Below are 13,149 nucleotides of genomic sequence, written 5' to 3'. Positions count from 1 at the left end.
CTCTTGTGTGGTGGTGACTATGCAGTAGCGGCTCAGGTGGTTACAGATTCAGCTAAAGACTAAAAAACCATATCAGGGCGCGGCAGATCACCGCAGGCAGGCCCTGCATCTGATCCGTATTAATGCAGTTTTTCTGAGTCTGTTTTGTTTCGACCAGGGTTCCTACAGTTGAGCGCATGCCAGACCGGGTGGCCTGGCAAGACTTTGCAACCGTGGAAGCATTGACCATGAGCACAGCAGCAATCGGACAGGCCTATAACTACAAGGTCGTTCGCCAATTCGTCGTGGCAACAGTGGTATGGGGTGTTATCGGGATGGCGATGGGCGTGTGGATCGCCTCACAACTGGTGTGGCCGGAGGCGAACCTCGATTTGCCCTGGACCACCTTTGGTCGCTTGCGTCCGCTGCACACCAGCCTGGTGATTTTCGGCTTTGCCGGCAGCGCGCAGTTTGCCGCCAGTTACTACGCGGTGCAGCGCACCTGCCAGGTGCGACTGTACAGCGACAAACTCGCCGCGTTCACCTTCTGGGGCTGGCAATCGGTAATCGTCAGCATGCTGATCACCCTGCCGCTGGGCTACACCACCACCAAGGAATACGCCGAGATCGAATTCTCCGGCGCGGTGTGGATGACGGTGGTCTGGGTCGCCTACGCCATCGTGTTCTTCACCACCGTGGTGCAGCGCAAGACCAAGCACATCTATGTCGGCAACTGGTTCTTCGGTGCGTTCATTGTGGTGATCGCCATGCTGCACGTGGTCAATCACCTGTCGATTCCGGTGGACTGGTTCAAGTCCTATCCGGTGTACTCCGGGGCCACCGATGCGATGGTGCAGTGGTGGTATGGGCACAACGCGGTGGGCTTCTTCCTGACCACCGGCTTCCTCGGGATGATGTACTACTTCGTGCCGAAACAGGTCGGCCGGCCGGTGTATTCCTATCGGTTGTCGATCGTGCATTTCTGGGCGCTGATCACCCTGTACATCTGGGCCGGCCCGCACCACTTGCACTACACCGCACTGCCGGACTGGGCGCAATCACTGGGCATGGCGATGTCGCTGATCCTGCTGGCGCCGAGCTGGGGCGGGATGATCAACGGGATGATGACGCTCTCGGGCGCCTGGCATAAGTTGCGCACTGACCCGATCCTGCGGTTTTTGGTGCTGTCGCTGGCGTTCTACGGCATGTCGACCTTCGAAGGGCCGATGATGGCGATCAAAACCGTCAACGCCCTCTCCCACTACACCGACTGGACCATCGGCCACGTACACGCCGGCGCACTCGGCTGGGTGGCGATGATCACCTTCGGTTCGCTGTACCACATGATCCCGAAAGTCTTCGGCCGCGAGCAGATGTACAGCATCGGCCTGATCAACACGCACTTCTGGCTCGCGACCATCGGCACCGTGCTGTACATCGCCTCGATGTGGGTCAACGGCATCACCCAGGGCCTGATGTGGCGCGCCATCAACGACGACGGCACGCTGACCTATTCCTTCGTCGAAACCCTGGTGGCCAGCCATCCGGGCTTCATCGTGCGTTTCGTCGGCGGTGTGTTCTTCCTCAGCGGCATGTTGCTGATGGCTTACAACACCTGGCGCACCGTGCGGGTCGCCGACCTGAAGATTGCCGAAAGCGAAGCACGGATCGCGTGATCCGGCCCATGACGCAAGCCGCACCGGCTTGCGTCCCTCACCTCAGGAAATGTTCGTCATGATCGAAGTCATGCTGGATCTGTTGGGCGTGGCGTGCCTGTATTTATCGGTGGAGTACTGCTTGCAGCATCAGTCGGCCGAGAGTCTGGACGATGCCAGCCTGATCCCGTTTGCCGATGACCCGGAAGTGGCACGGCGGGTGGAACTGGCGACGGGCAAGACTGTGAAAGCCGTTGCGCCTGAAGAGGCCAGGCCAGGCTGGGGGAACCTGGAGATTTGACGCAGTCCCGTGTGGGAGCGAGCCTGCTCGCGATGGCGGCGTTACATCCGACATTGATGCTGAATGTTATGGCCCCTTCGCGAGCAGGCTCGCACACAGGGTTTAGCTGCGATCGCGCGGTATCAGGCTCTGCAACTGCTGCGCCAGAAAATTCGCGTCGAAAGCAAAGGTGTCCGGGTCTTTCAGGCCGTTGGTCTTGCGCCACTGCCAGTCAGTCGAAGGCGGCTGGCACACCAGCGAGACACTGCCGTAACGCGCGGCGGTCAAACCCATGACTGCCAGCGAAATCAGCCCACCGGCGCCCATCACTTCGGGCACGATTTCCACCGGCTTGCCGGCAATCAGAATGCTCAGTTTTTCGGTCTTGAAGGTCGAGTGCTCGACCGGCACATTCGCCCCGAACGCCACATAGGCTTCGCGGCTCACCTCCAGCAAATGCGGGGCCTTGACCGGCTCCAGCCACTGTTCGATCTGCCCGAACAACTCGCCAATACGCGTCGCCCACACCGCTGATTGGCTTTCAAACAGCTGTTTCTTGTGCGCTTCGCTTTCTGCGTAGTGGCGAAGCATCTCACCCAATTGCTGTACGTCGTCCATTGCTGTGTTCCTTTGGCTGAAGCAGTACTGCGGACATTGAGCATGGCAGATGCACGCTGCCGACGTACGACTAAAAGCGCGAGCGGTATTGGCTCGGGGTCATTCCCAACAGTTTGCGAAAGGCACTGCCCATGTGCGACTGGTGAGCGAACCCACTGTCCTGAGCGATTGCGGCCAATGGCAGCGAGCTGCGCTCGATCAGCCGCCGCGCTGCCTGCACCCGGACTTCGACCAGGTACGCGTGAGGCGTGAGGCCGATGACCCGGGTGAAGTCACGCAGCAAACGCAGTTCAGTCTGGCCACTGGTGGTCGCCAAATGCGCAAGGGTCAACGGTTGATCGAACTGCTCGGCGATCTGCTCCAGCACCCGCGAGAATGTATGGGGTGCCTGGCGTTGAGGTTTATCGATGATCGGCAAACCGACGAAGGCCAAGGCGCACTCCTCCAGTGCAAACCGGTCAGGCTGAGGATCGAGCAGCAAACGCCGGGCTTCACGCCCCAGTGTCAACGCCTGAGCATGGCCGCCAGACTGAACCCGATGAGTGAACAGGGAGCTCGGCTCATCAGCCAACGGTTCGCTCCAGCGCGCCAACAGGTATTCGCCGCCCGTTGCCGACTCGGAAAACACTTCAACACCCGCCGGGGTGTAGGCCAGCACGCCGGGCCAGGTGTCAAAATCCACCCGCCGATCCGAATCGATAGCGTGTACACCCTGCTGACGCTCCAGCGTCACACCGAGGGTTTGCCCGGTTGCCGGATCGCGAGCACTGTAGGCCGCACGCGGCAGGAGCTGGAGGCAGAGTTTTCCTCCCAGCAGCCTCTGACTCAGCGGGCCAGGCATGTGAAATTTCCTGATAGATCGAGCCAATGCGCCACGGGAAACTCGCTTGTACAAAGTCAGCCATCACAGGAGCACACCATGCGCACCATCGGTCTTATTGGCGGCATGAGCTGGGAATCCAGCGCCGAGTACTACCGCCTCATCAACCAGCAGGTTCGTGACCGCCTCGGACCGCTGCGTTCGGCGAAATTGCTAATGTACAGCGTCGACTTCGGGCCTGTCGAACAGGCCCAGCATGCTGGACGCTGGGACGACGCGGCGCTGATTCTGGTGGATGCCGCGCGCAGGCTTGAAGCTGGCGGCGCCGAATGCGTGGTGCTGTGTACCAACACCATGCACAAGGTGGCCGAACAGATTCAGGCGGCGATAACCGTGCCGTTTCTGCACATTGCCGACCCGGCAGGCCAAGCCGCCCTGGATGCCGGAGCGATGACCGTTGGCTTGCTCGGCACAGCCTTCACCATGGAACAGGACTTCCTCAAGGATCGGCTCAAGGCCAAGGGTTTGACGGTTCTGGTCCCGGATGCCGCCGAACGGCAGGCCGTGCACCGGGTCATCTATGACGAACTCTGTGTCGGGGTGATCAGCGACGCCTCACGCAAGATTTACCAGCAGATCATTGACGGGCTGGCAGCGCGCGGCGCCCAGGCGATCATCCTTGGCTGCACGGAAATCAGCCTGCTGATCAAACCCGAACACAGCGAGTTGCCACTGCTCGACACCACCGGGCTGCATGCGCAAGCAGCGGTGGCGTTCGCCCTGGGCGACTGACTCAGCCAGCCTTGAGCAGACGGCGCAAGCGCGCCATGCTCAGGGCATCCACCAGCGCGCCATCGCGCACTGCATACTCGCGAAACAAGCCTTCTGTGTCGAAACCAAACTTGCGATACAGCGCTATCGCCGCTTCGTTATCCGCATACACCGACAGTTCGACTCGCTGCACGTTCATCCAGTTGTCGGCAAGGTCGAGCACCGCCGCGAGCAGCCGGGAGCCAACGCCCTGGCCTTGCCACGCGACCGCCACGCCCATGCCGATGTTGGCGCAATGGCTACGACGAATGCGTGAAACCTGCTCCAGGCCGACGTTGCCAATCACCTGCCCCTGGTGCAGCGCCACCAATTGCACGACGCGCTCGTTCTCCGGTGCCAGGCGCTTGCGCCAGACTTCAGTGGACTGAAACGGCATTTGCAGCACTTGGCGGGCGACCGCCGGATCGTTGTAAAGCGCGGTGATGCCCTCGATATGGGCTTCGCTCATACGCTCAAGGGTGATAACAGGATCGATGGCTGACATGGTGATTCCTCCTTGAAAGTGACATGGCCATCGAGTCTAAACGGATCTTCACCCGAGTGACGACAGCCATAGTGCGGCGAGGCGCGAAGATGGATGCGGCGCAACTTCTTCCCAACACCGCAATACGGGTAATCTGGCGCCATGCACGTCTTCCCAAAACACCAACTGCCGCAGGAGCCTCGCGGGTATGGAACTTCATGTTGTGATCAACGGCCGCAAGGACCTCGCCGGTCAGCTGTATCAGCAACTGCGCAGCGCCATCGAGTCGGGTCGCCTGGCCGCCGGGACACAGCTACCGCCGAGCCGCTTGCTTGCCGAACAATTGGGTATCTCACGCAAGACCATTTCCGATACCTACGCGCAGTTGACCTACGAGAATTTCCTCACCGGGAGGATCGGCAAAGGCACCTACGTCAATGCCCGCCCCTCGGCAATCGTCCGCAAACAGAGCCACTCTGAACTCGCGAGCGCCGACACCCTCGAGCGTTGGCGCAACATGCCGTCGCTCCTGCGCCACCCTACCCTGGAGGGTTCGCTGCGTTACGAGTTCATTGGCGGCGCCACCAGCAAGGGCCAGTTTCCTCAGGATGACTGGCGCCGCTGCACCGCCCATGCGCTGCGACAGATTGCCGGCTCCAAGGGTTTTTACAGCCAGCCGGAAGGCCTACCGGCGCTGCGCAACGCGATCGCCCGGCATATCGCCTTTTCTCGTGGGGTTAACTGCCAGGATGATGACGTGGTGGTGTGCAACGGTGCGCAACAAGCACTCGACCTGATCTCCCGCGTACTGACCGAGCCCGCCAGCCTCGTCGCGATGGAAGATCCCGGCTATCCGCCAGCGCGCCTGTTGTTCGCCTCCCACGGCGCCGAGGTGGTCGGGGTGCCGGTGGATGAACAAGGCATTCAGGTCGAGCTGATTCCCGATGGAACCCGGCTGATCTATGTCACGCCCTCGCACCAGTTCCCGCTCGGCATGCCGATGAGCCAGGCACGGCGTGAAGCCTTGCTGGCAAGGGCGCATGAGCTGGGCGCGATCATTATCGAGGACGACTACGACAGTGAGTTTCGCTACGAGGGCCGACCCACCGACTCCCTGCAGAGCATGGATGAGCGCGGGATCGTTGCCTATGTCGGGACTTTTTCGAAAACCCTGCTGCCGGAATTGCGCCTGGGTTACGCGATTCTGCCGCCGGCCATTCTCGAAGCAGTGATCCGTGCCAAGCAACTGACCGACGTGCACACCTCGACCCTGCCGCAATGGGCGCTGGCCAAATTCATTGCCGAAGGCTGCCTGCTAAAGCACATCCGCCGCTGCCATACGGTCTACGCCGGGCGGCGCGAGCGCATCCTGGCACGCGTTGCCGGGGATTTGTCGCCCTGGCTCAAAGAGGTGCCGACCACTGCCGGCTTTCACATGGCGTTGCTGTGCAAAGTCGAGGTGGATATCCCGCAGGTCATCGCACTGGCGAAAAAACTCGACGTCGGGCTGTATGGCCTGAACGACTTTTACTATCAGCAAACACCGCGAGCTGGACTGTTCATGGGCTTCGGCGCCATCGAAACCCTGGACATCGATGTAGCCCTGGACCGCTTGCGCGAGATTTTCCAGCAAGTCTGTTGAGGTCTATTGGTATGGCGCTTTTACTGCCAATTGGCTGTTGGCCGCTACCCGACACCGGCCTATCCTGCACATGCCTTATCCCACCATGAGCGAGCCTCGTCCGGCTTGATACAGGAGCGTGTGCGATGCCCAACGAAATAATCAATACGGTCCAGGTAAAGGCCGCCGCTGGCCGCTCGGATGAACTGGGCAAGCAATTGCAGAAGATCGTCGAAACATTGCGTGAACTCCCGGGTTGCGACTCCTACATGGTCGACCGCTGCCCGGAGGACGACAATCGATGGACGGTCAGTGCCCGCTGGCAGTCCGAAACCGCCATGCAATCACACTTCTACTGCCCGCAAGTTCAAGGCTTCATCAGCCTGATCGACAGCCGACTGGCCAGCAGCGTCGACTTCAACAGTTTTCCCATCGTTTAATGCGGCGACACGATGAACTACTGACGCTATTGAAAAACTAATACCCGCGCTTCCAGCCATAAGCAACAGGGCCTGAACTTTATATTCAGGCCCTGTTTATTTCCTTAGGAAATCAACTACGCACTTTTAAATCCCTAATAAATCAACTCTCCGACCGGTGGAACTATTGGCTATTTAATTTCCAGCCCACAGGTTTAGTCTGGAACTACGTCGACACGGTTCGACCCCTTAAACTTCCCGACTGAACGTGTTTCACTGGAGACACACCATGAAACTGATTCTGGCAACCAGCGTAAGCCTCACTGCCTTATTAACCGGTTGTTCGGTGCCCACCGCGCCAGAAGAACAAGCCACACTGAGCAACTACTTCACTGCACCGGTCATGCACTCCAGCACCACCCATGTCACCAGCGGTCCGAACGTGTCACTGGGCATTGTCTACAGTCAGAATACCCAGAACAGCCGTGCCTACCTCAAGGACTACCAGGCCAACGCCGGCACCGGTTTCGGCCAGAGCCTGCTGGTGCAACCGATCCACGACGCCTATGTTTCCACCTCCCAACCGGACATGGCGGTGGATTGGGTCAAGGCCTCACTGCAACGGCAGTTCGGCTCGGTGACGGTTTACCCGGACATGCAAAGTCTTAAAGCCGCAAAACCGGATGTCGTGGCGGTCATCGATACCCATAGTCAGCTCATCACTTCCCGCAGTTCCAATGTGCAAGCCGACGTCAGCGCGGCCTTCTATGACGCCAGTCTCAATTACATCGGGACTGCTCAGGGCCATGAGGCAAAAAGTCTGAGCCCGGTGTGGGCCGACTTCAAACCGACAAGCGAGATAGTTTCCGATATCAATGAACAGCAACACATTCAAGTTCGCGCCTTGCAAAAGTTTGACCAGTCGCTCAGCAATTTACTAAGCAGACCATCAGATAAACTTTCGGTGAATAACGACACGACCGTCATCGTTCGGTAGGCAATACCGCAGGCCACGATTATTTGATCTTGCTATTTAAACTAATGTTGCAGAGCAGTTGACGCTGAAAGAACGCAGGCTCCTACATCGACTTGCCCTGTCGGAGCCCGCAATTTTTAACGTCTAAATTGAAAAAGCCCCATCTCTCTCGAGACGGGGCTTTTTATTCAGCGCCTGATGATCAGGCAGCCGGCTCCAGTTCAGCGATTGCAGCAGTCGTGACAGGCACTACCGCTTGACCGCTCAACGCCAGGTCCAGCAGTTCGCGGTTGGCGACCGCGTACATGGCGTAGTCGGTGCCGCTGGCGGCACGGATGTCCACCAGCATGGCGCGCCAGCGCTCGACCATGTTCTCGTTCTGGCCCATCCACAAGGCCAGACGCGTTTCCACATCCAGATCGCCGTTGCCCATTTGCAGGACCGAGATGGTGATCGCCCGTTGCTGCCAGTCGATGTCGTCACGGAACGCTTCACGGGCCAGCGCTTGCCAGTTGTTTTCCACTGGCAGAGCACTGATCTGTTGCAGGTACCAGGTCAGGTCCAGTGCGCTGCCCACGGCGAAGTAGGCCTTGGCCACGTCCGCTGCGTTCTGGCCGGTCACATCCGCCGCTTCGATGATCGGCAGCAAGGTGTACAGGTGAGTAGTGCCTGCAACCATGCGTGCCAGCAACTCAGGTACGCCAGCTGCGACGTAGGCCTGATAGCGGGTCTGCCAGCCTTCGCGGGTCGGGCCTTCCAGCAGTTCGTCGAGCTTGAGACCCAGCGCTGCCAGATGTGGACCGAAGTGTGCGACGTCCCGCGCTGCATTCTGCTCGTTGCGACGGCTGCGCAGGAACCAGCGAGTGGCACGACGGCCCAGACGCATCAGCTCATCCATCAGCTCCAGCTGTACGTCGGCCGACACCTGGTAATCCAGCGCCTCTATCTGCCGGAACCAGTGCGGGAGGTGGAAGATATCCCTCACTATTACATAAGCCCCAGCAACATTCGCCGGGCTCATGCCGGTCGACTCTTTGAGTCGTTGAACGAAAGTGATACCCATGTGGTTGACCAGGTCGTTGGCGATCTGGGTGCTGACGATCTCACGCTTCAGACGGTGACGACGCATGGCCTCGGAGAACTTGCTGACCAGCATCGGCGGGAAAGCGGTTTCCATGTCGCGGGTCAGGTAGTCATCGTCCGGCACCAGGGAGTTGAGCAACTGCTCCTTGAGGTCGATCTTGCTGTAGGAGATCAATACCGACAGCTCGGCACGGGTCAGGCCCTGGCCTGCCGCAACGCGCTCGTTCAGTTGATCTTCCGTCGGCAGGAACTCGATGGCACGGTCCAGCTTGCCACGGCCTTCCAGGTCGTTCATCAGGCGCTTGTACTCTGCAATCCGCACGTAGGCACGACGGGCTGCCAGGGACAGGGCCTGGGTCTGCTTGTAGTTGTTGCCGAGAACCAGACCGCCGACTTCATCCGTCATGCTGCCGAGCAACTGGTTACGTTGCTTCTCGGTCATGTCGCCAGCCTGCACCACTTCGTTGAGCAGGATCTTGATGTTCACTTCGTGGTCGGAGCAGTCCACGCCACCGGCGTTGTCGATGAAGTCGGTGTTGGAACCGCCACCATTGAGACCGAATTCGACACGACCCAGTTGGGTCATACCGAGGTTACCGCCCTCGCCCACGACTTTGCAGCGCAGTTCGTTGCCGTTCACGCGCAGTGCATCGTTGGCCTTGTCGCCGACATCGGCATGGCTTTCGCTGCTGGCTTTGACGTACGTACCGATACCGCCGTTCCACAGCAGATCCACTGGCGCCTTGAGCAAGGCATTCAGCAGTTCGGTCGGGGTCAGCTTGTCGGCCTGAATGTCGAAGCGCTCTTTCATCTGCGGGGAAATCGCGATGCTTTTCGCGCTACGGGAGAAGATCCCGCCGCCTTCGGACATGATGCTGGTGTCGTAATCCGACCACGCAGAACGCGGCAGGTCGAACAGACGCTGACGCTCGGCGAAGCTGTTGGCAGGCTCAGGATTCGGGTCGATGAAAATGTGCAGGTGGTTGAACGCGGCAACCAGTTGCAGCTTGTCGGACATCAGCAAGCCGTTACCGAACACGTCACCGGCCATGTCGCCGACGCCGACCACAGTGATGCTGTCTTCCTGGACATTGATGCCGCGCTCGCGGAAGTGACGTTGTACGCCAACCCACGCGCCTTTGGCGGTGATGCCCATTTTCTTGTGGTCGTAACCGGCCGAGCCACCCGACGCGAAAGCGTCACCGAGCCAGAAGCCGTAGTCGATCGCAATACCGTTGGCGATGTCGGAGAAGGTCGCAGTGCCCTTGTCCGCGGCCACTACCAGGTACGGGTCATCGTCGTCATGACGCACGACGTTGGCCGGCGGTACCAGTGCGCCGTCTTTCAGGTTGTCGGTGATGTCCAACAGACCGGAAATGAAGATGCGGTAGCAGGCGATGCCTTCTGCTGCGATCTCATCACGGCTGCCGCCCAGTGGCAGGCGACGCGGCAGGAAGCCGCCTTTGGCGCCCACGGGCACGATGACCGAGTTCTTCACTTGCTGGGCTTTTACCAGGCCCAGGACTTCGGTACGGAAGTCTTCTTCACGGTCGGACCAGCGCAGACCACCGCGAGCTACGTTACCGAAGCGCAGGTGCACGCCTTCCACACGTGGCGAGTAAACGAAGATTTCGAACTTCGGTACCGGCTTCGGCAGCTCTGGAATAGCGTGCGGGTTGAACTTGAAGCTGAAGTAGGACTTGTTCTGACCGTTGGCGTCGGTCTGGTAGAAGTTGGTCCGCAGGGTTGCCTTGATCAGGTCCAGGTAGCGACGCAGGATCCGGTCTTCGTTCAACACTTGAACGTCGTCCAGAGCGCTCAGAATCGCTTGCTCCAGGCGCAGTTGCTTGTCGTCGAGGTCTTCGCTGGTCAGCTTGCGCGCCAGGTAGAAACGGGTCTTGAACAACCGGGTCAACTCGCGAGCGATGTCGGTGTGGTTGTTCAGGGTGCTGGCGATGTAGCCCAGGTCGAAGCCCAGACGAATCTGCTTCAGGTAACGGGCGTAAGCGCGCAGCAGCGCCACGTCGCGCCATGGCAGGCCGGCGGTCAGTACCAGGCGGTTGAACGCATCGTTTTCGGCGTCGCCGCGAACGATGTGGACGAACGCGTCCTGCAGGGTGTCGTTGAGCTGCTGGATATCGAGTTCCAGACCTTCAGCCGCGGTGAACGCGAAGTCATGAATCCAGAACTCGCGACCGTTGCTGTGGCGCAGGCGATACGGGAACTCGCCCAACACGCGCAGGCCGAGGTTTTCCAGAATTGGCAAGACGTCGGACAAGGCCAGCGGGGTATCGGCGTGGTACAGCTTGCAGTGCAGCTCGCGCTGACCGGACACCTGACCCAACGGCTGATAGAAGCTCATCACCAGCGGATTTTTCTCGCTCAGGCTCAGCAGGTGCTGCATGTCGACCACGGCCGAATGCGCGGCGAAACGCTCGCGATAGCCGGCCGGGAAGCCTTTCGGGAAGTCGGACAGCACATTGGTGCCCTGGGCTTCACCGAAGCTTTCAACCACCAGGCTTGCGTAGTCGTCCTGCCAGCTGCGGCAGGCCTGCACCACTTCTTTTTCCAGCAGCAGTGGATCGATGTCCAGGCGATTCTTCGGGTCGACCCGCAGAATCAGTTGTACACGGGCCAGCACGGACTCGGAGAAGAAGGTCCAGAATTCGCAATCGGTCGCTTTCAGGCGATCCATCAGCACTTGCTGGATCTTCTGACGCACTTCGGTGGAATAGATGTCGCGTGGCACGTAGGCCAGGCAGTAGCAGAAGCGACCGTACGGGTCTTTGCGCAGGAATACGCGAATCTTGTTGCGTTCCTGGATCTGCACGATCGACATCACGGTGCTGAACAGCTCGTCGACCGGAGTCTGGAACAGATCGTCACGCGGCAGTACTTCGAGTACCTGGGCCAGTTCCTTGCCCAGGTGCGCCTTGGCCTGGAAGCCGGAGCGCTGCTCGATGACATCGACCTTGCGACGGATGTACGGAATGACCCGCACGCTTTCGCCATACACCGACGAGGTGTACAGGCCCATGAAACGGCATTCCTTGATGACTTTGCCGTTGGCATCGATCTGGCGGATCGACACATAGTCAGGGTAAGCCGGACGGTGCACACGGCTTGGGTGCGCAGCCTTGGCGAACGACAGCGGCGTCGGTTCGCGCAGGTAGTTCACGGCATAGTCTTCGATACGCAGGTCGTCAGCCGTCAGGCCGGCGCGCAGCAATCGGGTCAGGCCCAGGAACGAGCTCTGGTCGTACTCGATATGGCCGCCATCCTTGTCGTCGCGAACCACGAACTCTTCGTAACCGAGGAACGTGAAGTGGTTGCCCACCAGCCACTCGAGGAAGCCCTTGATCTCGCTCTTTTCTTCGGCATCGACGGCAAACTTGCTTTTGTCGATACCTTCGATCAGCTCCTGGACCTTGGCTTTCATCGGTTCGAAATCGGCGACCGCAACGCGGACTTCACCGAGAACCTGCTCCAGCTCCTTGCTCAATACATTGAGTTCGGCGGTATGGGCGCAACGGTCGATCTCAAGGTACATCAGCGATTCTTGCTGAATGCCTTCGCCCTGGGTGCCTTTAGGCAGGATTTCCAGCAGCTCGCCCTTGGCGCCGCGACGCACGCTCAGCACCGTGGTTTGCAAGGTATGGATGCTGTAACCACGACGGTTCAGCTCGGTGCGCACCGAGTCCACGAGAAATGGCAAGTCGTGGTGCAGCACTTCGACTGCCGTGTGGGTCGACTGCCAGCCGTGACGTTCGTAATCGGGGTTGTAAACGCGCACTTGTGGTTGCGCGTGATCAAAGCGCTCAAGCAGGCGCCAGGCAGAAAGGGTGCAGCCGGCGAGGTCGGACAACCGGCGTTGGGTCAGCTCATCGAGGGAAATAATGCCGAAGAATTGTTCAGCGAACAGCGCCACTTGTGGCAGTGACTGTTCACTGATGTGCTGCGCCAGTGCCGCTTGCAGTTGTTGCTGGAAGTCGGCTTTGCTGGCTGCGGTGAAGAACGCCATCTGTGGTACTCCGCTTGGGCTTGTTATTGATGGAAGCGTCGCGTGCAAAACCCCTGTCGGGGCAATCCGTCACCCAGTTCCTGAATCTCGGGCAGAGGTTAACAGGGTGACAGATGGGTGAAGCTGGACGAGACACTCAGGTCACATTCACCTTCCATGAATGGGCATCTGTAAAAACGACTACCGGGTAGACAAGCAATATCTTTAGAGGTGCCCATTGGTTGCGCAGCTTATCGGGTGCGACAACCTGCCTGCTTGCGATGCTGCGACATATTCGGTCATCGGCACGTAACTCATCGGCAGCGCATCGAACAACACTAGCAGTTGCGTGAGAAAAAGACGGTTTTATGCCCGGATTTACGGCACCTGCGTACCGGAAATGA

The 13,149-nt window shown here is 59.4% G+C and carries 10 protein-coding genes; 6 read left to right on the top strand and 4 right to left on the bottom strand.

What is annotated here, in order from left to right; genetic code table 11:
• Positions 1-227: 227 nt before the first annotated feature.
• Positions 228-1,655: a cytochrome-c oxidase, cbb3-type subunit I gene (ccoN, locus tag AC1DIH_RS13365; protein ID WP_477772017.1), complete on the top strand. Its 1,428-nt coding sequence runs from the start codon at positions 228-230 to the stop codon at positions 1,653-1,655.
• 58 nt (positions 1,656-1,713) lie between these two features.
• Complete coding sequence (locus AC1DIH_RS13360) at positions 1,714-1,935, top strand: cbb3-type cytochrome c oxidase subunit 3 (RefSeq protein ID WP_477772016.1); 222 nt, start codon at positions 1,714-1,716, stop codon at positions 1,933-1,935.
• A 102-nt stretch (positions 1,936-2,037) separates the two neighbouring features.
• On the opposite strand, the gene AC1DIH_RS13355 is transcribed toward AC1DIH_RS13360, so the two are convergent.
• Together AC1DIH_RS13355 and AC1DIH_RS13350 are read right to left on the bottom strand one after the other, a co-directional pair.
• Entirely contained in the window at positions 2,038-2,532 is a 495-nt protein-coding gene (locus tag AC1DIH_RS13355) for a hypothetical protein (RefSeq protein ID WP_477772015.1), read from the bottom strand.
• Positions 2,533-2,602: 70 nt separating this feature from the next.
• The gene (locus tag AC1DIH_RS13350) at positions 2,603-3,373 is read right to left on the bottom strand and encodes a helix-turn-helix domain-containing protein (protein ID WP_477772014.1); all 771 of its coding nucleotides are present in this window, start codon (positions 3,371-3,373) and stop codon (positions 2,603-2,605) included.
• Between the two features lie 78 nt (positions 3,374-3,451).
• Here AC1DIH_RS13350 and AC1DIH_RS13345 point away from each other — a divergent pair, with 78 nt between their 5' ends.
• The gene (locus tag AC1DIH_RS13345; RefSeq protein ID WP_477772013.1) at positions 3,452-4,144 is read left to right on the top strand and encodes an aspartate/glutamate racemase family protein; all 693 of its coding nucleotides are present in this window, start codon (positions 3,452-3,454) and stop codon (positions 4,142-4,144) included.
• 1 nt (position 4,145) lies between these two features.
• On the opposite strand, the gene AC1DIH_RS13340 is transcribed toward AC1DIH_RS13345, so the two are convergent.
• Positions 4,146-4,667, bottom strand: coding sequence for a GNAT family N-acetyltransferase (locus AC1DIH_RS13340; RefSeq protein WP_477772012.1), 522 nt, complete (start codon positions 4,665-4,667; stop codon positions 4,146-4,148).
• 187 nt (positions 4,668-4,854) lie between these two features.
• Here AC1DIH_RS13340 and pdxR point away from each other — a divergent pair, with 187 nt between their 5' ends.
• The 3 genes from pdxR (at position 4,855) to AC1DIH_RS13325 (ending at position 7,683) form a co-directional block, all read left to right on the top strand.
• Complete coding sequence (pdxR, locus tag AC1DIH_RS13335; protein ID WP_477772011.1) at positions 4,855-6,288, top strand: MocR-like pyridoxine biosynthesis transcription factor PdxR; 1,434 nt, start codon at positions 4,855-4,857, stop codon at positions 6,286-6,288.
• A 125-nt stretch (positions 6,289-6,413) separates the two neighbouring features.
• Complete coding sequence (locus tag AC1DIH_RS13330; protein ID WP_477768997.1) at positions 6,414-6,707, top strand: putative quinol monooxygenase; 294 nt, start codon at positions 6,414-6,416, stop codon at positions 6,705-6,707.
• 268 nt (positions 6,708-6,975) lie between these two features.
• Positions 6,976-7,683, top strand: a complete 708-nt coding sequence (locus tag AC1DIH_RS13325) for an ATPase (protein WP_477772010.1) — start codon at positions 6,976-6,978, stop codon at positions 7,681-7,683.
• 181 nt (positions 7,684-7,864) lie between these two features.
• Here the strand turns inward: AC1DIH_RS13325 and AC1DIH_RS13320 are convergent, their stop codons facing one another.
• Positions 7,865-12,766 carry an NAD-glutamate dehydrogenase gene (locus AC1DIH_RS13320; RefSeq protein WP_477772009.1) on the bottom strand — a complete coding sequence of 1,634 codons (4,902 nt, stop codon included), beginning with the start codon at positions 12,764-12,766 and terminating at the stop codon, positions 7,865-7,867.
• Positions 12,767-13,149: the final 383 nt, after the last annotated feature.

It is taken from the genome of Pseudomonas sp. 05N36 (assembly GCF_056397385.1).
The sequence above is the reverse complement of the archived record's forward strand: the minus strand, read 5'-3'. Positions and strand labels throughout refer to the sequence as shown.

Bases quoted from the DNA above. Each gene is read 5' to 3' on its own strand.
- ccoN (WP_477772017.1), top strand. From the start codon at position 228: ATGAGCACAGCAGCAATCGGACAGGCCTATAACTACAAGGTCGTTCGC.
- AC1DIH_RS13360 (WP_477772016.1), top strand. From the start codon at position 1,714: ATGATCGAAGTCATGCTGGATCTGTTGGGCGTGGCGTGCCTGTATTTA.
- AC1DIH_RS13355 (WP_477772015.1), bottom strand. From the start codon at position 2,532: ATGGACGACGTACAGCAATTGGGTGAGATGCTTCGCCACTACGCAGAA.
- AC1DIH_RS13350 (WP_477772014.1), bottom strand. From the start codon at position 3,373: ATGCCTGGCCCGCTGAGTCAGAGGCTGCTGGGAGGAAAACTCTGCCTC.
- AC1DIH_RS13345 (WP_477772013.1), top strand. From the start codon at position 3,452: ATGCGCACCATCGGTCTTATTGGCGGCATGAGCTGGGAATCCAGCGCC.
- AC1DIH_RS13340 (WP_477772012.1), bottom strand. From the start codon at position 4,667: ATGTCAGCCATCGATCCTGTTATCACCCTTGAGCGTATGAGCGAAGCC.
- pdxR (WP_477772011.1), top strand. From the start codon at position 4,855: ATGGAACTTCATGTTGTGATCAACGGCCGCAAGGACCTCGCCGGTCAG.
- AC1DIH_RS13330 (WP_477768997.1), top strand. From the start codon at position 6,414: ATGCCCAACGAAATAATCAATACGGTCCAGGTAAAGGCCGCCGCTGGC.
- AC1DIH_RS13325 (WP_477772010.1), top strand. From the start codon at position 6,976: ATGAAACTGATTCTGGCAACCAGCGTAAGCCTCACTGCCTTATTAACC.
- AC1DIH_RS13320 (WP_477772009.1), bottom strand. From the start codon at position 12,766: ATGGCGTTCTTCACCGCAGCCAGCAAAGCCGACTTCCAGCAACAACTG.